Consider the following 19,895-nt stretch of genomic DNA (forward strand, 5'->3'; position numbering starts at 1 on the left):
TCACGGCGCATGGTAGGGCCCTTGCCGGACCCTGAGCTGCCGGCAAATCGTCGCAGCGGCCGCGAAGCCTCCGGTGCGCTGGCACTGCCGGCGGAGCGGCGCCTGCTGCGGCAGCCCCGGGGCCGTCGCCGCAGGCGAATTCGGCCGCCAGCAGGCGCTGCCACGGTCGCGCCGCCGGTATGCCGAGAATGTCGACATGGCCGTCGCTCAGCCGAGCAGCCGCTGCATCACGAGGTCATAGCGGATGCCTTGCCAGATGGTCGTCAGACCGAGGACGATGACGAACAGCGCGGCGCCGCGCAAGAGCCAGCCGCGCGTGCGCACGCCGAGCCGGCCGAAGAGGAAGCTCGCCGAGAGCATCGACGGCAGAGTGCCGGCGCCGAAGGCGCGAGCAGCAACAGGCCGACTTCGACGACCGAAGGCGCGGTCGTCGCCTTGATCGCCATCGCCATGGTCATTCAGCACGGCATGAGGCCGTTGATCGCGCCGCCGATCATCGCTCCCGGCAGCACACCGCGCGCGCTGGCACCCACGAACTGGCGGCGCAGCCAGTCGATCGGCGCGAAGGCGAGCGTGTTGCGCCGCGGCGAGACGCCGAGCAGGTCGAGACCGAGCAGGATGACGACAGCGCCGGCGACGATCTGCAGTGGTCCCTGCAGTCTGCCGAAGGCGCCGGTTTCCACGAGGACCGCGCCGAGCGCCGCGGCCAGCAGGCCGATCAGCGCATAGCCGCCGAGGCGATCATCGGGCTGAGGCGACCGGCGGCGGCCACCGGAATCGCGACGACGTTGTAGCCGAGTGCCCAGAAGAGGTTCTGACGGACGATGCGCATCGTTCGCCGGGACAGCTCGATGGTCGCCGCGACGCCGCCGACGTCGCCGCCGACGAGGGTGATGCCTGCTGCCGCGAGCAGCGCCGAGTTGCCGATCAGCACCGTCTGGTGCTCGCAGATGGCACGCACGTCTCGCCCGGGTATCGCCGTGAACGCGCTGCACTCTGCCGCTACGATCGCCTGCGCCGTGCACCAGGCCGCGATCGCCCGGCCGAGGAGGTGTTCGGAGCCGGCCTCCGCAGCGGCAATGATCGCCAGCAGCCTGCTCCGGTCGACGTTGGCGGCGGGGAGGAAGTCGGTGACCACGGGTCGACCTTCGGTGATCGTACCGGTCTTGTCGAAGACGACCACGTTCAGCCCGGCAGCGCCTTCCAGTGCCTCGCCGTTGCGGATGTAGATGCCGCGCCGCTTGGCCGGTGCCGACCATGATCGCTGTCGGCGTCGCCAGCCCGAGTGCACACGGGCAGGCAATGAGCAGGACGGCGATGGCGCCTGCCAGTGCCGTCGCCGGCGGGCTGCCGGCGAGCAGCCAGCCGCCGAAGGTCAGCCCGGCGACGCCGCCGACGGCAGGAACGAAGCGCTCGGCGATGTTGTCGGCAGAGCTTCTGCACCGGCAGCTTGCTGCCCTGCGCCTGATCTAGCAGGCGGACGATGAGTTCGATCATCGCCTGTTCAGCCGCGCATCACCGCGTCCGGGTCGGTGATCGCGACGCGCCAGATGGGCACCAGCGTCGCCGCCGCGTAGGGGAAGACGGTGAAGACGAACAGCGTCGTCACCTGCAGGTCGTCGATCACCGGGCCGAGTTCGAAGCGCGGATAGAGCACCGCCCAGCCCTTCAGAACCCGCGCCAGGAGCGATGCCGCGAAGTGTAAGACGTGCACATAGGCGGCGAGGTAGCCGATGAGGAAAGCGCTCAGCGACAGCAAAGCGCCTTCCCAGAACTTCATCCGCAGGACGTCACCGGTCTCCCAGTCGATCGCCTTCAGGATGCCGATCTCGCGCCGCTCGTCGGCCGACAGCCCGGACGCCTTCTCCCAGGCGAGGATGGCGAAGGCGAGCGTGGCGAGGGCGAGGACGATGCCTTCCCGCCAACTGAAGATCGACTCGTAGGTGCGCAGGATCTCTTCGCGCAGGATCGGCCGCGAGTCGGGGAACTGTTGCGCCAGCTTGCTGGCGACGCTGCGCACTTCGAGCGGGTTGGCGACGCGCAGCGTGATGTCGGTGCAATGGCCCGGCGGGATGTCGAAGAAGGCTCGGTAGTCGGCCTTGCTCAGCAGCACCAGGTCGGCTCTGACGAGTTCGGACTTCGCCGGCAGGATGTCGGCGATGCCGAAGGTGAACAGCTTGCCCGAATAGGCGTGGAAGGAAATGTGATTGCCCGGCGCGACGCCGCGCGTGCGGGCGAGTCCGGCGCCGACGACCAGCTTGCCGGGCGCCAGCACGCGGTCGTCGGCGACCATGAAGGTGTAGTTGGCCTTGACCACCGGGTCGTAGTGGTAACCCCAGAGGCGCCCCGGCTTTTCCTGGACGCCGCGAACGCGGCCGATCCGCTCCAGGTATCCGGGCGGCGTCGGCCAAGCTCGCGGCGAAGAGGGCGCCGCCGCAGCAGAGGAGGCACAGGGCGAGGTGGCTCGGGCGCGTGGCAGGCATTGCTCGGCGGGTCCTCGGGCTCGCTTCGGTTGTCGCTGCGCCGCCAGCCTGCGCGGTCGGCAGCGGCCGCAGCCAGCCGCCTGTGGCGCTGCCGCGAGCCAGCTGTCAGACGCTGTTGGCAGCGCGCATCAGGGCGCCGCGCAGGGCGATCGTCAGGCTGCTGCCGATGCCGACGCGCTGGGCGATCGCCGGCAGGATGATCAGCGATGCCAGGGCGAAGCCCGCGCCGAGAAGCAGTGACGCCAGTTCGCCTTCGTTCTCGTCGCGGTGCGGTTGATCGTTATCCTGCATCGTCGTCTCCCTTGGCTGGTTCTGCGGTTCGGCTAGAGCTAGAATAGGGAATCCTGGTGTTCTTCGCCACCTCGTCGCATGCGGCATTGCGTCGCAGCGGCGTCTGGTCCGCCCGACAACACATGCGCCTTGTCATTGCCCTTGGGCTTTTCCTGGTCGGTACGCCGCTGCCGGCAGAGCCCCTGCCATCGGCAGCCAGGCAGCGCGAACTGGTCCATCTCGTGCGACAGGACTGTGGCTCGTGCCACGGCATGACGCTGCAGGGGGGGCTTGGCCCATCGCTGCAGCCCGAAGCCCTGCACGACAAGCCCGTCGACTCGCTGGTCGCGACGATCCACGGCGGGCGCCCGGGAACGCCCATGCCGCCCTGGCACCGCTTTCTCAGCGAAGCAGAGGCACGCTGGATCGTCGAGCAACTGCTCGCCGGCTTTCCGCAGGAACGGTAGAAGGCAGCCGGACCGCACAGGCGCTTCGCCCCGCTACTGATTCCGCGGCCTTGCGGGCGGGGCAGTTGCTCGCGTCCGCAGCCCAGATGGATGGCCGGCCAGTGCCGTGCGGGCAGCGCTGGCGCTCGCGCGATGCCGTCAGCGCCAGCCGTCGCTGCCGTGCGTTCCGCGCCCGCCGCCGGCGGGCGCCTTGGCGAGACGAGGCCGGGCAGCCCTGCAGGCGTCAGTTTTTTTTACACTTGCTGCCGCCGTTGGCGCATGGCCACCTCCGCTCCACGAACAATCATTCATAAAAACAGCTTGTTGGGGCTTTGCCAGTTTTCTGGCACGCATGTTGCTTATATCTCGCTGCGCACCCAGGTGCGAGAAAACCTGGGGTCTTTCTACTATAAGGAGTATCAATCATGAACAAAACTGGCATCGCTCTTGCCATCGCCCTTGCCATGGGTGCGAGTGCGGCAGGCGCGGCAACGGTCAACGGGGTTTCGTTCGCTGGGGGCGCCTATTTCGAGGTCGGTGACGTCTATGAGGGCACGCTCGCTTCCGACGGCAAGCTCGCCATCACGGCGCCGGGGCAGATTCTGGCCGGTGTTGGGCGCATCGACAACTTCAAGGATTCGCAGGGCAACGTCACCTGGTCGCGCGGCCAGAACGGCGTCTTCCTGAGCTACTGGTTCGACGGCTACAAGACGCAGGCGATCAATTCTGCTGTTCCGGCGACGCCCCCATTCAACGTCCTGTTCTCCGGCGGGTCGATCCACTTCTACACCTCGGCGACCGAGTTCGTGCCGACCGGCAGCTTCGCAGCCGATAAGGCGACCATATCGGCCGGCAACCTCTGGGTTGACGCCACCGGCGCCACGACGCGGCTTTGCACCGCTGCCGACGCCTGCCTCGATGGTGTCGGCACCCCGATCGCCCTCGACTCGTTCATCCTCAGCGGCAGCCTGGGCTCGATCGGCAGTGGCGCGGGCAACGGCCTGCTGAACTTCACCGGCGGTCCTGCGCAGCTCTACCTCGACACCAACGCCTTCCCGGGTGGCAGCGATGCAGCGCTTGGCAGCAGCTTCAACAGCGGTTCTGCCACCGCCGGCTATGCCGCCAGCGGCAGCATCGACATCCGCGGTGTCGCGCTGCCGGAACCGGCAACGCTGAGCGTGATGGGCCTTGCTCTTCTCGGCATGGCTGGCATCCGTCGCCGCAAGGCAGCCTGAGCAACGACCGGCCGGGCCGCCGGGGCCATCCGGCGGCCCGGGCCCGCAAGAACGGAAGCCCGTCTGGTGCCAACCAGGCGGGCTTTTTGCTGTCCCGCCCGTCCGACCAGCGGCAGCTTGCCCTGACTGCAGGCTTGCCGACAGGACGGCATCTGCACCCTGCCGGTCGCTGCTGTTGACCCAGGCCGGCAGCGGTGGCGGTCGCCGTGGCAAGGTTCCCGGCGCAGCGGCGGCGGCGCCGGAAGGCTGTGTCAGCGGCGCGCTTGCCGGCCTCGCAGCAGGAGCGTCATGGTGGAGAGCGGATCAGGTTGCGGCCGGCGGCCGCAGCGCGCGCAGATCGCCGGTTCGATTGACCTCGACGGAGATGTGCGCGAGTTCGGCGTGGCGGGAGAGTTCCTCGCGCACGGCCGTGGGGGTGAGCGCCGGATCGTCGCTCACCAGGCTGGCGATGACTGCGAACTTCTCGCGGCCGACGCGCCAGACGTGCAGGTCGTCGATCAGCGGTGGCGATTGCCAACCGGTGTTGCCGGCGAGAGTCTGTCGCACCCTGTCGACCACCGGATGGTCCATTTCCCGGTCCAGGAGCACGCGGCCGGTGTCGCCGATCAGTCCCCACGCCCAGCGCGCGACGAGGATGCCGCCGACGATTCCCATGAGCGGATCGAGCCAGTTCCAGCCGTAGACCATGCCGCCGAGCAGAGCAACGATCGCCAGCATGGAGGTCGCGGCATCGGCGACGACGTGCAGGTAGGCGGCGCGCAGATTGAGGTCGGGATCGCTGCGCTGGTCGGGCTTCGCGTGCGTGTGCGGCCGCCCGTCGCCAAGCGGCTGCTCATCGGCGTGGGAATCGTGCTGGGCGTGGTGATCGTGATGGTCGTGGTGATCGTGATGGTCGTGCGCGTGGCCGTGGTGGTGGGCGTGTCCCGGGCCGTGCGCCGCATGCAGGATCAGCGCGCAGGCGATGTTGACCGCCAGTCCGAGCGTGGCGACGACGATTGCCTCGGTGAACTGGATCGGCTGTGGTGACAGCAGACGTTCGAGCGAGCCGCTGAGCATCAGCAGCGCCACGCCGAGCAGGAATATGGCACTGGCGAAGCCGGCGAGAACCTCGATCTTCCAGGTGCCGAAGGCAAAACTCCGATCGTTCGCGTAGCGCCTGGCGGCGCTGTAGGCGAGGGCCGAGAGGCCGATCGCCACCGCATGGGAACTCATGTGCCAGCCATCGGCAAGCAGCGCCATCGAGTTGAACCACCAGCCGGCGACGATCTCGACCAACATCATCGTCGCGGTGATCAGCATCACCAACCGGGTGCCCTTTTCAGCCGCCAGGTTGCCTTCGTCGAAGACGTGCGTGTGGCTCCAGGGGGATGTCTCGGCTTGTTGCATGGGGCGGATCCTTTGCAGCGTCAGAGGTACTTGCAGATTTCCTTGAACTCGCGGATGGCGTCGTTCGCACTGCGTGGCCCGTCGCCGGTGGCCTGATCGAGACAGTGGTCGATGTGGTCGTGTACCAGCGTCTTCTTGGCGCTGGCGATGGCGCGTTCGACGGCCTGCAGTTGCTGCGCGACCTCGAGGCAGCCACGGTTGTCCTCAAGCATGGCGACGATGCTGCGCAAGTGGCCCTCCGCCCGCTTCAGGCGCTTGATGATCTCCGGGTGCGCGGCGTGCGTGTTCACGGCTGAATCCTATCCTCCTGGACAGGATAGGTCAACGAGTCGGGGGGAAAGCGGAAGGGGAGGTGCGGCGGTGATGGAGCCGTGCTCGAGCCCGGGTCCAGCGTCCGGCGATTGCGTTGTCGCTCGCGCCGGGTCGCCGCCCGCCACCCGCCGGCAACGCCGGTCGTCGCTCGCCAACTCCGGGCGCCGGTTGGAGAGAGCATGGTTTATCGGCTACAATCGGGCTTTCCCGCCGCAGCCATCTCCATGATCAAATACGTTTTCGTCACCGGTGGAGTCGTTTCGTCCCTCGGCAAGGGAATCGCCGCCGCCTCACTCGGAGCGATCCTCGAATCGCGCGGAATCAGGGTCACCCATCTCAAGCTCGATCCCTACATCAACGTCGATCCGGGCACGATGAGCCCGTTCCAGCATGGCGAGGTCTTCGTCACCGAGGATGGTGCGGAGACCGACCTCGACCTCGGGCACTACGAGCGTTTCACCAACGCCCGCATGGAGCGGCGCAACAACTTCACCACCGGGCAGATCTACGATTCGGTCATCCGCAAGGAGCGGCGCGGCGAGTATCTCGGCAAGACGGTGCAGGTGATTCCGCACATCACCGACGAGATCAAGGCACACATACGGCGTGGCGCCGAGGGCGCCGACCTGGCGATCGTCGAGGTCGGCGGGACGGTTGGCGACATCGAATCGCTCCCCTTCCTCGAGGCGATTCGCCAGATGGCACTGCAGGAAGGACGCACCAACGCCTGTTACATGCACTTGACGCTGGTGCCGTACATCGCCACGGCCGGCGAACTGAAGACCAAGCCGACGCAGCATTCGGTCAAGGAACTGCGCGAGATCGGCATCCAGCCGGACATCCTCCTTTGCCGCACCGACCGGCCGATTCCCGAGGATGACAAGCGCAAGATGGCGCTGTTCTGCAACGTCCAGCGCGAAGCGGTGATCGAGGCGCGCGATGCCGATTCGATCTACAAGATCCCGGCGATGCTGCACGACCAGATGCTCGACGAGATCGTCTGCCACAAGCTCGGCATACTCGCCCGGGCGGCCGATCTCGGAGTCTGGAAGAGCATCGTGCACGCGCTGGAGAATCCCGAACGGGTGCTCGACGTCGCTTTCGTCGGCAAGTACGTGGACCTCACGGAATCGTACAAGTCGCTCACCGAAGCCCTGGTGCACGCCGGCATTGCCACCCGCAGCAAGGTCCGCATCAGCTACATCGATTCCGAGGAGATCGAACGCAACGGCTGCGACGCCCTGCAGAAAATGGATGCGATCCTGGTGCCGGGCGGCTTCGGCCGGCGGGGCACCGAGGGCAAGATTGCCGCGATCCGGCACGCGCGCGAGAACCGGGTTCCCTTCCTCGGCATCTGCCTCGGCATGCAGCTGGCGGTCGTCGAGTTCGCCCGTGACGTCGCCGGCATGGCCGGCGCGCACAGCAGCGAGTTCGACCAGGACACGCCCTATCCGGTCGTCGGTCTGATCACCGAGTGGCGGGATGCGTCGGGACGCGTCGAGACGCGCGACGAGAATTCGGATCTCGGCGGCACGATGCGCCTTGGCGGCCAGCTTTGCCGGCTGGCCGAGGGGACGATGGCGCGGGCGATCTACGGTCGGGCGGAAATCGTCGAACGGCATCGGCACCGCTACGAGGTCAACAACACGCTGCTCGGAGAACTCGAGCGGGTCGGGCTGGTGGTTTCCGGGCGGGCGCCGGTTACCGAGCTGTGCGAGATCGTCGAGTTGCCGAAGGAGGGGGCCAATGCCCATCCCTGGTTCCTCGGCTGCCAGTTCCATCCCGAGTTCACCTCCTCGCCGCGCCGGGGCCATCCACTGTTCACTTCCTTCGTGCAGGCAGCGGCGGCTCGCCGGGGCGCGGCATGAGGCTCTGCAACTTCGAGGCGGGACTCGCGCAACCGCTCTTCCTGATCGCCGGCCCGTGCACCGCCGAGTCGCTCGGCCTCTGCCTCGAGGTCGCCGGGCAGCTGCAGCAGGTCTGTGCCCGCCTTGGTTTGCCGTACATCTTCAAGGCCTCCTACGACAAGGCCAACCGCAGTTCCGGTCGGTCGCCGCGTGGACCGGGGATCGACGAGGGTCTGCGCATCCTGGCCGAGGTGCGGCGGCAGATCGCTGTCCCGGTCCTCACCGACGTCCATCGCGAGCAGGACATCGCCGCTGTCGCAGCCGTCGTCGACGTCCTGCAGACGCCGGCCTTCCTCTGTCGACAGACCGACTTCATCGAGGCCGTCGCCGCCTCGGGCAAACCGGTCAACATCAAGAAGGGGCAGTTCCTGGCGCCTGCCGACATGCGCAACGTCGTCGACAAGGCGCGCAGCGCCGCCGCTGGCGCCGATACCATCATGGTCTGCGAGCGGGGCGTCTCCTTTGGCTACAACAATCTCGTCGCCGACATGCGCAGTCTGGCGATCATGCGCGACAGCGGCTGCCCGGTGGTCTTCGACGCCACCCATTCGGTGCAGTTGCCCGGCGGCCAGGGAACGGTTTCCGGTGGCCAGCGCGAGGTCATTCCGGTGCTGGCGCGGGCTGCGGTTGCCGCCGGCATTGCCGGGCTGTTCATGGAAACCCATCCACGTCCGGAGATCGCACTGTCGGACGGTCCCAACAGTTGGCCGCTGGCTCGCATGGAAAGCCTGCTGACGACCCTCGTCGCCATTGATCGCCTGGTCAAGACGGCCGGTCTGGCGGAGATCGGGTTGTGACGGCCTATCTGCTGGCCGAGGCGCAGTTTGCCGAGGCGCCGGCCGCTGCCGCCTGCGAGGTGCTGGCCGAGGCGGCCATCGCCTGCCACGGTGGCCGCCTGTTGGCAAGTGGCGGCCGCAGCGAGGTGCTGGAGGGGAACTGGCGGGCGCCCGGCCGCTTGCTGATCGTCGAATTCGATTCGCTGCAGCAGGCGAAGAGGTTTTATGATTCGCCCGAGTACCAGCAGGCACGAGCCGCACGCGGCGATGCGGCGGCCATGAACGTGCTGGTCGTCGAAGGATTGCCGCTTTGATCATCTTGAGACTTGCAAAGGAAAGACCATGAGCTCAGTCGTTGATGTCGTCGCCCGCGAGGTGCTGGATTCGCGTGGCAACCCAACCGTCGAATGCGACGTCCTTCTCGAGTCGGGGGTGATGGGCCGGGCTGCGGTTCCGTCGGGCGCCTCGACCGGGTCGCGGGAGGCGATCGAGCTGCGCGACGGTGATGCCGCCCGCTATCTCGGCAAGGGTGTCCTGCAGGCGGTCGAGAACGTCAACACCGAGATTTCCGAGGCGATCGTCGGTCTCGATGCGCAGGAGCAGGCGTTCATCGACCAGACGCTGATTCATCTCGATGGCACCGACAACAAGGCGCGCCTCGGGGCGAACGCGATGCTCGCGGTGTCGATGGCAGTTGCCAAGGCGGCCGCCGAGGAGTCCGGTCTGCCGCTCTACCGCTACTTCGGCGGCTCGGGCCCGATGCAGATGCCGGTGCCGATGATGAACATCATCAACGGTGGCGAGCACGCCAACAACAGCCTCGATTTCCAGGAGTTCATGATTCTCCCGGTCAGTCAGACGTCGTTCCGGGAGGCGCTGCGCTGCGGCGCCGAGGTCTTCCACGCCCTGAAGAAGCTGTTGCACAAGAAGGGTTTCTCGACCGCGGTCGGCGATGAGGGTGGCTTCGCGCCCAACCTCGGCAGTCATGCCGAGGCGCTGCAACTCATCATGCAGGCGATCGAGAACGCCGGCTACGGGGCCGGTGAAGACGTGCTGATCGGTCTCGATTGCGCAGCCTCGGAACTGTACCGCGACGGTCGCTACCACCTGGCCGGCGAGCACCTGCAACTGAGCCCGCCCGAACTGGTCGATTACCTGGCCAGCCTCGCCGATCGCTTCCCGATCGTCTCGATCGAGGACGGCATGGCCGAAGGCGACTGGGATGGCTGGAAGCTCCTCACCAGCCGTCTCGGCAAGGGGGTGCAGATCGTCGGTGACGACGTCTTCGTCACCAACACGCGCATTTTCAAGGAAGGCATCAGGCAGGGAATCGGCAACTCGATCCTGATCAAGATCAACCAGATCGGCACCCTTTCCGAAACCTTCGCCGCCATCGAGATGGCCAAGCGTGCCGGCTACACGGCGGTCATCTCGCACCGTTCGGGCGAGACCGAGGACAGCACCATCGCCGACATCGCGGTCGGCATGAACGCGCTGCAGATCAAGACCGGTTCGCTGTCGCGTTCCGACCGCATCGCCAAGTACAACCAGTTGCTGCGCATCGAGGAGGATCTCGGCGATACGGCGGGTTACCCCGGTCGCGACGCCTTCTACAATCTCATCTGACAAACCGGCGCGGTTGAGGCAAGGTGCGCTGGCTGGCTATCGCCCTGGTGGTGGTCATCGTCCTGCTGCAGCACCCGCTGTGGCTGGGCAAGGGCGGCTGGCTGCGGGTCTGGGAAGTCGACCGGCAACTGGCGGAGCAGAAGGAGATCAATCATGTCCTCGAACTGCGCAATGCCGGGCTCGATGCCGAGGTGCGTGACCTCAAGCAGGGTTACGACGCGATCGAGGAGCGTGCCCGCTTCGAGCTGGGGATGGTCAAGCAGGGTGAGGTGTTCGTCCAGATTCCCGAACGGGCAGCGGCAGAACCAGCGGCCGCAGTGATCCCCGGGAAAGCGCCAGCGGCGCCCGCCGCCAAGGCGGTAGCGGCGGCTCCGGCCAAGGTGGCGGCAGCGGCGAAGCCGGGCGCAGCGTCGCTGCAGCCGGCAAAGGCGGCGCCGCCGTAGCGCTCCGGTCGTGGCGGCCCGCAGCATCCTGCGGCCAGCCGCCGGATGGGCTATTCGAGCAACTCGATCTGTCCCGAGACCGTCGTGCTGACCAGGCTCTCGCCAGCCTCCAACGGCATCGGCGGCGCTGCGTCGGCAGCCATCGCCGGCGAACGCATGAGCGGCATCACGGGCGGGCGGCCACTGCTGTTGACCGTCAGGTGCCGGATCCGGAAGGGCTTTCCGAGCGCGTCGGCGATCACCTTGGCGCGCTCGCGGAAGGCAGCCAGCGCAGCGATGGTCGCTTCGGTCTCCGCCCTGCGGCGCGTTTCGGCCGCTGGCAGCATGTTCAGGCTGGCAACGCCGAGCGAGGCCTGCAGCTTGCCGAGAAGTTCCGAGAGTGCCGCCGGGTCGGTGGACTCGAGTGTCAGGTCGGATCGCATGCGCCAACCTTCGATCCGGTTGCCCTTGCCGTACATGGGCTGCGTGTGCGTGGCACCACTCTGCACGCGGACGTTGCCGTAGGACCTGGCGATCCTCAGCCCGTCGGCGACCAGGCCGTTGACCCGTCTGCCCAGTTCGCCCGGTGTCGCACCGCTGGCTTCGGCGAAGACCGTCGCGCGTGCCAGGTCGTTGGCCGCCGGCCGGCTGGCTTCTGCGGCCAGGTCGACAGTCGTCGTGCGCTCTGCGGTGGCCGCCAGCGCCGGCGGAACAGGCAGCAGGCCGAGGAAGGGCAGGGCGAGGAGGGGCAGGGCGTTGCGCAGTGCCGCGAGTGCTTTCATCTTTCTCTCCAGTTCGGACGCCAGGTGGCGATGAGGGGTCGCCGGGCCGCCGCGCTGCAGGCGCCGCGCTGCTTCGTGGGCGCACCAGCGGCCGGCGGAGGGAGTCATTCTAGCCGCATTGCCGCTTGTCTTTCCGGTAGTCAGATCCGGGAAGCTTGGTTAGAATCTGTTCCGCTCGCGCGCTTCTTGTGCGCGGTTGGGGTCTTTGAGGGGGTAGCATGCTGAAAGCAGGACAGGCAGCGCCGATGTTCGTCCTCCCCGATGCGGACATGGAACTCATCGATATCGCCCACTTTCAGGGCAGAAGCAATGTCATCCTCTTCTTCTACCCAAGAGATGGCGCACCGTGCTGTACCCTGCAGGCAACCGACTTCTCGGATCACGAGGACGAGTTCGCGCGGTTCGATTGCCAGATCTTCGGCATCAGTCCCGACGACTGTCTGAAGCACGCCGAGTTCCGGGACGAGCACGGTATCTCCGTCTGCCTGCTGTCCGACGAAGACGGCATGGCGTGCAGGCAGTACGGTGTCTGGCAGGAACGGGAGGTGAATGGTGTCCGGAAGTCCGGCATCGTCCGCTCGACTTTCATCATCGACAAACAGGGCGTCCTTCGGCTCGCGGAGTACGGAGTCAACGCCAAGGGCCACGCGCTCGCCATGCTGCGGGCGGTGAAGGAACTCAATTCATGAACATGCAAGTTGCCAAGAATACCGTCGTCACCCTCGATTACAGCGTCACCGATTTCGAGGGCGAGTTGGTCGATGCCGGCCAGGAACCGCTGGTCTATCTGCACGGCGGCTACGACGACATCTTTCCGCTGATCGAGGAAGCCGTCCACGGCAAGCGCGTCGGCGAATCGGTGGTCGTCAAGATGCAGCCGGACGATGCGTTTGGCGAGTACGATGCGACGCTCGTACAACTCGAGCCGCGCAGCCAGTTTCCCGACGAACTGCAGGTGGGAATGCAGTTCGAGGGCATTCCAGAGGGCGGCGATGAGGACGACGAAGAGGATGTCCTGATCTACCGCGTGACCGAGATTGCCGCCGACAAGGTGGTGCTCGATGGCAACCACCCGCTGGCCGGGATGTCGCTGATCTTCACCTGCACGGTGACCGACGTTCGTCCGGCGACGGCCGATGAAATCAGGCATGGCCACACGCACGACGACGATCTTGACGATGAGGACTGATCGGCGGCCGATGCAATCGTTTGCGCGCGGCGACCTGCTTGCCGACGGCGACCGGACCGGTGATTCACGGCTGCCGCTTGCCGCCGGCGGCAGGCGTCCGTCCTGAGCGGCGGCGCGGCGGCTGGCCGGTGGTCAGGGCGCGCGCTCTGGGCGCAGGGTGAACGCAGGCAGCGCCAGCGTCGTCCTGCCGCAGCCCTTGCTGCGCGGCAGGCGCCGCCCACGCGTGGCCCTGGTCGGTCGCCAGCGCAGCGGCAGGAGCAGCCTGTTTCTGGCTGCCTCGAGTGCATCGCCGCAGCAGCGGCGGCTGCCGCGCGCGGGCGATGTCTACGCCGAGTGCGTGGTCGATATCGGGCTCGAGCAGATCTCGCTCGTCGACCTGCCGGCGGTCGACTCGCTGCATCTGCCCGGGGCGCGTGACGTCCTGTTGCTGAAGTACCTGCTGTGGGGCGACCGCTGGCCACCGGTGGCGGCGCACGAAGACGATCTGCCGGCAGATCCCTTCGACGCGCCCGACGTCCTCATCCAGGTCGTCGACGCGACGGCGCTGCAACGCGATCTCGAACTCAGCCGCGAACTGTGTCTGCTCGGCAAACCGCTGCTGATCGCTCTGAACCGCGTCGACGAGGCGCGGCGCAAGGGCGTATACCTGAATATCGGCGCCCTGGCGGAGCTGCTCGGCGTGCCGGTGCTGCCGACCGTGGCGCACATGGGGATTGGCGTCAGTGAACTCTTTGCCGCGGCGCTGGAGGTCGCGCGCGCGAAGCGGCTGCCGCCCGTCCCGGCACCGAGTCCGCACATCGCCGCCGCCCTCGAGCCGCTGCGTGCGCTGCTCGCGCAGCCGGCGGTGGCGCAGAACTTTGACGTTCCTCTGCCTTTCCTGTGCATGCAAGTGGCGGAGAACAACGATTACTTCCTGCACGAGTTGGCCTGCCACCTGCCGCAATTGTTGCCGCAGGTGCTGGCGGCGCGCGAAGCCGCCGCGCGGCGTTTGCCGCGACCACTGCCGGACGAGTTGCACGCCGACCGCCACCATCAGGCGGCGACTCTCTTCGAGAACGTCAGCCGCTACGGCGGCACGGCCACTGCCGGTCGCTGGCAGCGCCTGCTCGACGGCTTCTTTCTGCATCCGCGCTGGGGCCTGGTCGGCAGCACGCTGGTCTTTGCGTTGGTCCTGCTGGTGGTGTTCAAGGTCAGCAGCACGATCGACGCGTGGACGGCGGCACCGCTCGTCGACTGGGCGCAGCAGTGGCAGCCCGCTTCGACCACCGGCGTCGTCGGCCGGGCGGTGGTCGACGGCCTGATCGGTCTGGTCGCCATCGTCGTCCCCTACATGCTGCCGCTGGTGCTGCTGCTGGTGGCACTCGAGGAATCCGGGATCATGCACCGCGTCGCCTTCGTCGTCGATCGCGGCTTCCACCGCATCGGTCTGCACGGCGGAGTAGCCGCGCCGTTCCTCGTCGGACTCGGCTGCAATGTGCCGGCCATCTCGATGGTGGCGGCAGGCAGCAGCGGCAAGGAGCGGCTCGTCGCGACGCTGCTGCTCGCCTTCGTCCCGTGTTCGGCGCGCTCGGCGATCATCCTCGCGATGGGCGGCAAGTACCTTGGCGGACTCGGCGTGTTCGCCATCTTCGCCCTCACCTTCGTCGTCCTGACCCTGCTCGGGAGCCTGCTCGCACGGCACTATGCGCACGTCGCCGTCGGGCTGATCCAGGAGATTCCGCCCTATGCGCTGCCGCGCTGGCGCCCCTTGCTGTCCCGGACCTGGGAGCGCTGCCGCGACATCGTGACCATCGTCACGCCGCTGCTGGTGGCGGGCAGCATCCTGCTGGCGCTGCTCGGCCACTTCGGCGCCGACGAGTGGATCAACCTGGCGCTGTCGCCGGTCACACACTGGTGGCTGGGCCTGCCCGTCCTGCTCGGCGTGCCGATCCTGTTTGGCATCCTGCGCAAGGAACTGTCGCTGCTGATGGTCTATCAGGCGCTGGGCACGATCGAGATCGTGCCGCTGCTCGACCACGTGCAGATCGCCACCTTTCTCGTCTTCATCACCTTCTACGTTCCCTGTGTGTCGACCTTTGCCCTCATGCTGCGGACGATCGGCCCGCGGCAGGCCGGCTTCTCGGTTGTCCTGTCGGTGGCCGTGGCGTTGTTCATCGCCGGCGGCGTCCGCCTCTTGCTCGAGGTCTGGCGGCTGCTCTTCGGCTGATGTCGCGTCTGCCCGATCAGCGCAGCAGCTTGCCGCTGCGGTTGAGGATGGTGATGTCGACGAAGCGCGACCCGGCGTGCCGCCGTGGCGAAAAGCTGATGAAGACGCCGCCGACGTCGTGGTTCGGGAGCGCTTCGAGCGCGTCGCGCAGCCTGCGTCGCGTTGGTTCGGGGCCCGCCCGGCGGAGCGCCTCGACCAGCACCTTGGCACCCAGGTAGCCCTCGACGAACGTGTGATTGAGGGTCACGTCCTTTGGTTTGAACTTCCTGAAGTTGTCCTGAATCTCCTTGATCAGGGGAATCGTGTGGCTGTTCGGATCGGGCACCACCTGCGTCAATGCCAGCCCCGCAGCCTTCTCGGCGCCGATCTTCTGCACCACCTGCGCGGCGTCGGTCACCGACAGCGCGACATACTGCGCCAGGTTGCCGGCGGCGCGTGACTGCAGCAGAAACTCGGCGCTGGCGGCCGTGTTGGCGATCAGGATGACGGCCTGCGGCTGCGCGGCAGCGATGGTCTGCACGGCGGCGCCGACGTTGGTCGTGTTCTTCTCGTATGCTCCCTTGGCGACGAGGGTGCCGCCGGCCTTCTGGATCGACTGCTCGGCACTCGCCAAGGCGCCCTTGCCGAAGGCGTCGTCCTGGTAGAGGACGGCAAAGCGTTTGTAGCCGGTGGTCGCGTACTGGTCGGTGATCCTGTCGATCTCCTCCGCGTAGCTGGCGCGCGTCATGAACAGGAAGGGGTCGTTGCGGCGGACCAGCGTTTCCGCGCCCGAGCGGACGGCGATGAGCGGAATGCCGGCTTCGGCGAGCACCTTGTGGTCGAGCATCGCCTCGACGTTGCCGGTGCCGACGAAGCCGATGAAAGCCAGCGGCTGCTCGTGCCGGAGCATTTCGCGCGCGAGACGGACTGTCTCGTCGGTCTTGTAGCCGTCGTCGGCCGAAACCAGCCGAATCCGCGCCCCGTGTATCCCGCCCTCGGCGTTTACGGCGTCGAACAGGAGCTGTGCGCCTGCACGCATGTGTGTGCCGGTGGGAGCAAGCGGGCCGCTGAACGCTGCCACCTGGCCGATGACGATGTCGGCGCCGGCACTCGCAGCCAGGAACGCAAGCAGTGAAGCGAGCGCAGCGCGCAGCCAGGCGGATAGTCTCATGATCCTTCCCTCCCGAGGCGACAAGAAGCCGTGACGATCAAGCTGTCCTGGCCGGGATCAAGCCCGCGGGCGGGCCGGCCCGATCACTTGCCATCGCCCGCCACCCCATCCGTGCAGCCGGCAGGGCGGGTCTGCTCGCCATCGCGAAGCGGACGATTCGCGAAGCAAGTCTAGAGCCTGTGACGGCCGCTGTCGACTGGCTTCTGCGTCCTCAGGGCAGGCGACGCGGATGCGGGTGAACCTCGAAGCGGAACAACTGCGGCTGCTGATCGTCGATGATGACCTTCATCCAGCCCATGAACGGGTAACCGAAGGTCTCGAGACGGGTGACGTTGCCGATCGGCCGCTTCGTCAGCGGATCGCGCAACGGCTGGTCGATGCGTTGCCAGTGCGAGTCGCCGTGGATCAGCAGCACCTGCCCGGCGAAGGCGACGCTTTCCCGGCTCAGGGTGTCGAGCAGCGTGCGATAGCCGGCATGCGGCAGGCCGGCGGCGTGGTGGCGGAACGCCGGGTTCCCCTGCATGACGATGACGATGCCGGCGAACCCCTCGTGCCGAGCAACGGCAAAGCCCTGCCGCAGCCAGTCGATGACGACCGGGTTGCGGGCGACGAACTCGCCGGATGGCTCGAGGCCCAGACCGAAGTTGTTGTTCGGCCCGGGAACGTTGAGCGAGATGAAGAGTACCGGGCCGAGCCGCCAGCGCAGATGTTCCGGGTAGTCTCCCGGCTGCCGCTCGAGCGGCAGAGGCGATTGGCCGAGCGAGCGCGGCGCGGCAAAGAACAACTGCCGCAGCTTCTGCAGACGCTCGAGCGGATCGAACTTCCCGGCCGGGAGATGGCGGCAGTCGGTCCACTCGTTGTCACCGGGAACGTAGATCAGCGGTACCGGCGAGGCGTCGAGGAGATCGCGGCGAGCGTCGAGCAGTGCGTCACTGCAGACCTCGCGACTGTCCTTGATGTCGCCGACGTGCACGATGAAGGCCGGATGCTCGGCGGCGATGTCGGCGAACATCCGCGGCAGTTCGCGCAGTTCGTGGCCGCTGTACGGGGTGTCGCCGATCGCCGCGAAGCGCCAGGTCGCCGCCTGCAGCGTGCACGCCAGCAGCAGGCCGCCGAGCCCGGCGAGCAGTTGCCGGCCCGTTCTGGCCCGCTTCATTGCAGCAGCGCCCGCAGTTCGTAGAGCGCATCGAGCGCCTCGCGCGGCGTCAGCCGGTCGGGATCGATGGCTTGCAGCCGCTCGATCGCCGGGTGGGTGGCCGGTTCGCCGGCTTCGGCGGCCGTCGACAGCGCGCTGGCAAAGAGGTCGGGCTGCAACGGGTTGATCGACGCCCGCTGCTCGAACTCGCGCAACTGCCGCCGCGCTGCCTTCAGCACCGCAGTCGGGATGCCGGCCAGCGCTGCCACCTGGATGCCGTAGCTCTGGTTCGCCGGCCCCTCCTCGACGGCATGCAGGAAGACGATGCGCTGCCCATGCTCGATCGCGTCCAGGTGCACGTTCGCCAGTTCGGCGTATTCGTTGGCGAGCAGGGTCAGCTCGAAGTAATGCGTGGCGAAGAGCGTCAGGCAGCGATTCTTCTCGATCAGCTGCCGGCAGATGGCGAAAGCCAGCGCCATGCCGTCGAAGGTCGAGGTGCCGCGCCCGACCTCGTCCATAAGCACCAGGCTCTGCTCGCCGGCGTGGTGCAGGATGGCGGCCGATTCGGTCATCTCGACCATGAAGGTCGAACGTCCACCTGCCAGATCGTCGGCGGCGCCGATGCGGGTGAAGATCTGGTCGAGCGGGCCGAGCACGGCGCGGGTTGCCGGCACATAGCTGCCGATGTGGGCGAGCAGCGCGATCAGCGCCGTCTGCCGCATGTAGGTCGACTTGCCGCCCATGTTCGGGCCGGTGATCAGCAGTAGCCGCCGCTCGTCGCTCAGGCGGGTATCGTTGGCGATGAAGCTCTCGCCGCCGGCGAGCTGCTCCTCGACGACCGGGTGGCGGCCGCCCTCGATCAGCAGTCCGGGTTCGTTGCTGAACACCGGTCGGCAGTAGTTGCGCCGCTGCGCCGTGTCGGCAAGACTCGCCAGCAGGTCGCTGGCGGCGACTGCCTGCGCCACCCGCTGCAGCTCCGGCAGCTCTGGCTGCAGGGTCGCCAGGACGCCGTCGTAGAGCAGCCGCTCGCGCGCCAGCGCCCGATCCTGCGCCGACAGCGCCTTGTCCTCGAAGGCCTTCAGCTCCGGTGTCAGGTAGCGCTCGGCGTTCTTCAGCGTCTGCCGCCGGCGGTAGTCGTCGGGCACGCGGCTGGCGTTGGCATGGCTGACTTCGATGTAGAACCCATGCACGCGGTTGTATTCCACCTTCAGGTTGGCGATTCCCGTCCGCTCGCGCTCGCGTGCCTCGAGTTCGACGAGGAACGCTCCGCAGTTCTCGTTCAGCGCGCGCAGTTCGTCGAGTTCGGCGTCGAAACCGGTGGCGATGACACCACCGTCGCGGACCAGCGCCGCCGGCTCGGGCTGGATCGCGCGCTGCAGCAGGTCGAGGGTGGTCGTCGGCGTCGCCAGTTGCAGCAGCAGTTCGGCCAGCAGGGGTGCGCCGCTGATCGCCTGCAGCGGCGCGCGCAGGTCGGCCAGTCGTCGCAGGCTGTCGCGCAAGCTCGACAGGTCGCGCGGGCGGGCGCTGGCAAGGCCGATGCGGCCGGCGATCCGCTCGATGTCGGCGAAGCCGCGCAGCGCCTGGCGCAGCGCGCGCAGGCTGCGGCCCCCGTCGTCGAGCAGCATGGCGATCGCCGCGTGCCGCGCCGCCGGGATCGCCGGATCGCGCCAGGGATGATGCAGCGCGTGCCGCAGGAGCCGCGAGCCCATGGCACAGACGCATGAGTCGAGCAGGCTGTACAGCGTCGGTGCCGGCTGCCCGCGCAGGGTTTCGGTGAGTTCGAGGTTGCGCCGGGTGGCGGTGTCGAGTCCGAGAAAGGTGGCGTCGCGCTCGACGGTCAGCGCCCGCAGGTGCGGCAGGGCGCGCGTCTGCGTCGCCCGCGCATAGCGCAGCAGCGCGCCGGCAGCGGCAATCGCCGGCCGCAGGCCATCGGCGCCAAAGCCGGCGAGCGAACTCGTGCCGAAGTGCGCGCACAGCTCGCGGCCACCGGCCTCGACGTCGAAATGCCAGTCCGGCTGCCGGGTCAGCGGTGCATCGGTGGTGAAAGCGGGTGTCAGCGTCTCGGCGACGACGATCTCGGCCGGCCGGATCCGTTCGAGGGTGCCAGTGACCCGGCCGGGAGCGACCTCGCAGACGCGGAACTCGCCGCTCGCCAGGTTGATCCAGGCGAGTCCCGCGAGCTGGCGGGTGAAATGGATCGCCAGCAGCAGCGTGTCGCGCTTCTCGTCGAGCAGCGCCGCGTCGGTGAGCGTGCCGGGGGTGACGATGCGCGACACGGCTCGTTCGACCGGCCCCTTGCTGGTCGCCGGGTCGCCCACCTGCTCGCAGATGACCACCGATTCGCCGAGCTTCACCAGCTTCGCGAGATATTGCTCGAGCGCGTGGTAAGGCACGCCGGCCATCCGGATCGGCTGCCCGGCCGACTGTCCGCGCGTCGTCAACGTGATGTCGAGCAGGCGCGCGGCCTTTTCGGCGTCTTCATGGAACAACTCGTAGAAGTCGCCCATGCGGTAGAAGAGCAGCAGGCCAGGATGCTCCGCCTTCAGCCGCAGGTACTGCTGCATCATTGG

At 67.5% G+C, this 19,895-nt stretch carries 18 protein-coding genes and 2 pseudogenes; 10 read left to right on the forward strand and 10 right to left on the reverse strand.

The features are described from left to right. Nucleotides 1-207 precede the first annotated feature (207 nt). The 4 genes and pseudogenes from HT579_10330 to HT579_10345 form a co-directional block, all read right to left on the reverse strand. Nucleotides 208-806, reverse strand: a pseudogene (locus HT579_10330) (sulfite exporter TauE/SafE family protein). Next, a pseudogene (locus HT579_10335) lies at nucleotides 719-1,497 on the reverse strand (HAD-IC family P-type ATPase). The pseudogenes HT579_10330 and HT579_10335 overlap by 88 nt, the downstream one beginning before the upstream one ends. Before the next feature lie 7 nt (nucleotides 1,498-1,504). Next, nucleotides 1,505-2,605, reverse strand: coding sequence for an FtsX-like permease family protein (locus HT579_10340; GenBank protein QKS31599.1), 1,101 nt, complete (start codon nucleotides 2,603-2,605; stop codon nucleotides 1,505-1,507). Beyond that, nucleotides 2,589-2,774 carry a hypothetical protein gene (locus HT579_10345; GenBank protein QKS29269.1) on the reverse strand — a complete coding sequence of 62 codons (186 nt, stop codon included), beginning with the start codon at nucleotides 2,772-2,774 and terminating at the stop codon, nucleotides 2,589-2,591. Before HT579_10345 ends, HT579_10340 begins: the two co-directional genes overlap by 17 nt. Before the next feature lie 122 nt (nucleotides 2,775-2,896). Between HT579_10345 and HT579_10350 the strand changes: the two genes are divergently transcribed. Both HT579_10350 and HT579_10355 read left to right on the forward strand, forming a co-directional pair. Next, a complete protein-coding gene (locus tag HT579_10350) occupies nucleotides 2,897-3,220 on the forward strand; it encodes a cytochrome c (GenBank protein ID QKS31600.1) in 324 nt (107 codons plus the stop codon). Nucleotides 3,221-3,624: 404 nt separating this feature from the next. Next, entirely contained in the window at nucleotides 3,625-4,434 is an 810-nt protein-coding gene (locus tag HT579_10355) for a PEP-CTERM sorting domain-containing protein (protein QKS29270.1), read from the forward strand. Between the two features lie 303 nt (nucleotides 4,435-4,737). Here the strand turns inward: HT579_10355 and dmeF are convergent, their stop codons facing one another. After that, nucleotides 4,738-5,820, reverse strand: a complete 1,083-nt coding sequence (gene dmeF, locus HT579_10360; GenBank protein QKS29271.1) for a CDF family Co(II)/Ni(II) efflux transporter DmeF — start codon at nucleotides 5,818-5,820, stop codon at nucleotides 4,738-4,740. Nucleotides 5,821-5,840: 20 nt separating this feature from the next. Continuing rightward, nucleotides 5,841-6,110, reverse strand: coding sequence for a metal-sensing transcriptional repressor (locus HT579_10365; protein QKS29272.1), 270 nt, complete (start codon nucleotides 6,108-6,110; stop codon nucleotides 5,841-5,843). 246 nt (nucleotides 6,111-6,356) lie between these two features. Here HT579_10365 and HT579_10370 point away from each other — a divergent pair, with 246 nt between their 5' ends. The 5 genes from HT579_10370 to ftsB are packed head-to-tail and all read left to right on the forward strand — an operon-like array spanning nucleotide 6,357 to nucleotide 10,884. Continuing rightward, complete coding sequence (locus HT579_10370) at nucleotides 6,357-8,000, forward strand: CTP synthase (protein QKS29273.1); 1,644 nt, start codon at nucleotides 6,357-6,359, stop codon at nucleotides 7,998-8,000. Further along, the gene (gene kdsA / locus HT579_10375; GenBank protein QKS29274.1) at nucleotides 7,997-8,836 is read left to right on the forward strand and encodes a 3-deoxy-8-phosphooctulonate synthase; all 840 of its coding nucleotides are present in this window, start codon (nucleotides 7,997-7,999) and stop codon (nucleotides 8,834-8,836) included. The genes HT579_10370 and kdsA overlap by 4 nt, the downstream gene beginning before the upstream one ends. Then, a complete protein-coding gene (locus HT579_10380) occupies nucleotides 8,833-9,129 on the forward strand; it encodes a DUF1330 domain-containing protein (GenBank protein QKS29275.1) in 297 nt (98 codons plus the stop codon). Before kdsA ends, HT579_10380 begins: the two co-directional genes overlap by 4 nt. A gap of 28 nt (nucleotides 9,130-9,157) precedes the next feature. Beyond that, the gene (gene eno / locus HT579_10385) at nucleotides 9,158-10,441 is read left to right on the forward strand and encodes a phosphopyruvate hydratase (protein QKS29276.1); all 1,284 of its coding nucleotides are present in this window, start codon (nucleotides 9,158-9,160) and stop codon (nucleotides 10,439-10,441) included. Nucleotides 10,442-10,464: 23 nt separating this feature from the next. After that, the gene (gene ftsB / locus HT579_10390; GenBank protein ID QKS29277.1) at nucleotides 10,465-10,884 is read left to right on the forward strand and encodes a cell division protein FtsB; all 420 of its coding nucleotides are present in this window, start codon (nucleotides 10,465-10,467) and stop codon (nucleotides 10,882-10,884) included. A gap of 50 nt (nucleotides 10,885-10,934) precedes the next feature. Here ftsB and HT579_10395 read toward each other — a convergent pair whose 3' ends face one another. Beyond that, nucleotides 10,935-11,645, reverse strand: a complete 711-nt coding sequence (locus tag HT579_10395; GenBank protein QKS29278.1) for an SIMPL domain-containing protein — start codon at nucleotides 11,643-11,645, stop codon at nucleotides 10,935-10,937. A gap of 218 nt (nucleotides 11,646-11,863) precedes the next feature. Here HT579_10395 and HT579_10400 point away from each other — a divergent pair, with 218 nt between their 5' ends. From HT579_10400 to HT579_10410, 3 genes are all read left to right on the forward strand, one after another. Continuing rightward, on the forward strand, nucleotides 11,864-12,334 hold the full coding sequence (locus tag HT579_10400; GenBank protein ID QKS29279.1) for a peroxiredoxin: 471 nt from the start codon (nucleotides 11,864-11,866) through the stop codon (nucleotides 12,332-12,334). Nucleotides 12,335-12,336: 2 nt separating this feature from the next. Continuing rightward, nucleotides 12,337-12,834 (forward strand): peptidylprolyl isomerase, encoded by a 498-nt coding sequence (locus HT579_10405; GenBank protein ID QKS31601.1) that lies wholly within the window; start codon nucleotides 12,337-12,339, stop codon nucleotides 12,832-12,834. 157 nt (nucleotides 12,835-12,991) lie between these two features. Further along, on the forward strand, nucleotides 12,992-15,040 hold the full coding sequence (locus HT579_10410; protein QKS29280.1) for a ferrous iron transporter B: 2,049 nt from the start codon (nucleotides 12,992-12,994) through the stop codon (nucleotides 15,038-15,040). A gap of 16 nt (nucleotides 15,041-15,056) precedes the next feature. Here HT579_10410 and HT579_10415 read toward each other — a convergent pair whose 3' ends face one another. The 3 genes from HT579_10415 to mutS all read right to left on the reverse strand — a co-directional run bounded on the left by HT579_10415 (nucleotide 15,057) and on the right by mutS (nucleotide 19,892). Beyond that, nucleotides 15,057-16,190, reverse strand: coding sequence for an ABC transporter substrate-binding protein (locus HT579_10415; protein QKS29281.1), 1,134 nt, complete (start codon nucleotides 16,188-16,190; stop codon nucleotides 15,057-15,059). A 211-nt stretch (nucleotides 16,191-16,401) separates the two neighbouring features. After that, entirely contained in the window at nucleotides 16,402-17,346 is a 945-nt protein-coding gene (locus HT579_10420) for a metallophosphoesterase (GenBank protein QKS29282.1), read from the reverse strand. Then, entirely contained in the window at nucleotides 17,343-19,892 is a 2,550-nt protein-coding gene (gene mutS / locus HT579_10425) for a DNA mismatch repair protein MutS (protein QKS29283.1), read from the reverse strand. Before mutS ends, HT579_10420 begins: the two co-directional genes overlap by 4 nt. Nucleotides 19,893-19,895: the final 3 nt, after the last annotated feature.

It is taken from the genome of Candidatus Accumulibacter similis (genome assembly GCA_013347225.1).
Lineage (GTDB): Bacteria > Pseudomonadota > Gammaproteobacteria > Burkholderiales > Rhodocyclaceae > Accumulibacter > Accumulibacter similis.

What these genes read in the sequence shown, in the direction of transcription:
- HT579_10345 (QKS29269.1), bottom strand. Translation starts at nt 2,774, where the DNA reads ATGCAGGATAACGATCAACCGCACCGCGACGAGAACGAAGGCGAACTG.
- HT579_10350 (QKS31600.1), top strand. Translation starts at nt 2,897, where the DNA reads ATGCGCCTTGTCATTGCCCTTGGGCTTTTCCTGGTCGGTACGCCGCTG.
- HT579_10355 (QKS29270.1), top strand. Translation starts at nt 3,625, where the DNA reads ATGAACAAAACTGGCATCGCTCTTGCCATCGCCCTTGCCATGGGTGCG.
- dmeF (QKS29271.1), bottom strand. Translation starts at nt 5,820, where the DNA reads ATGCAACAAGCCGAGACATCCCCCTGGAGCCACACGCACGTCTTCGAC.
- HT579_10370 (QKS29273.1), top strand. Translation starts at nt 6,357, where the DNA reads ATGATCAAATACGTTTTCGTCACCGGTGGAGTCGTTTCGTCCCTCGGC.
- kdsA (QKS29274.1), top strand. Translation starts at nt 7,997, where the DNA reads ATGAGGCTCTGCAACTTCGAGGCGGGACTCGCGCAACCGCTCTTCCTG.
- eno (QKS29276.1), top strand. Translation starts at nt 9,158, where the DNA reads ATGAGCTCAGTCGTTGATGTCGTCGCCCGCGAGGTGCTGGATTCGCGT.
- HT579_10395 (QKS29278.1), bottom strand. Translation starts at nt 11,645, where the DNA reads ATGAAAGCACTCGCGGCACTGCGCAACGCCCTGCCCCTCCTCGCCCTG.
- HT579_10400 (QKS29279.1), top strand. Translation starts at nt 11,864, where the DNA reads ATGCTGAAAGCAGGACAGGCAGCGCCGATGTTCGTCCTCCCCGATGCG.
- HT579_10405 (QKS31601.1), top strand. Translation starts at nt 12,337, where the DNA reads ATGCAAGTTGCCAAGAATACCGTCGTCACCCTCGATTACAGCGTCACC.
- HT579_10415 (QKS29281.1), bottom strand. Translation starts at nt 16,190, where the DNA reads ATGAGACTATCCGCCTGGCTGCGCGCTGCGCTCGCTTCACTGCTTGCG.
- HT579_10420 (QKS29282.1), bottom strand. Translation starts at nt 17,346, where the DNA reads ATGAAGCGGGCCAGAACGGGCCGGCAACTGCTCGCCGGGCTCGGCGGC.
- mutS (QKS29283.1), bottom strand. Translation starts at nt 19,892, where the DNA reads ATGATGCAGCAGTACCTGCGGCTGAAGGCGGAGCATCCTGGCCTGCTG.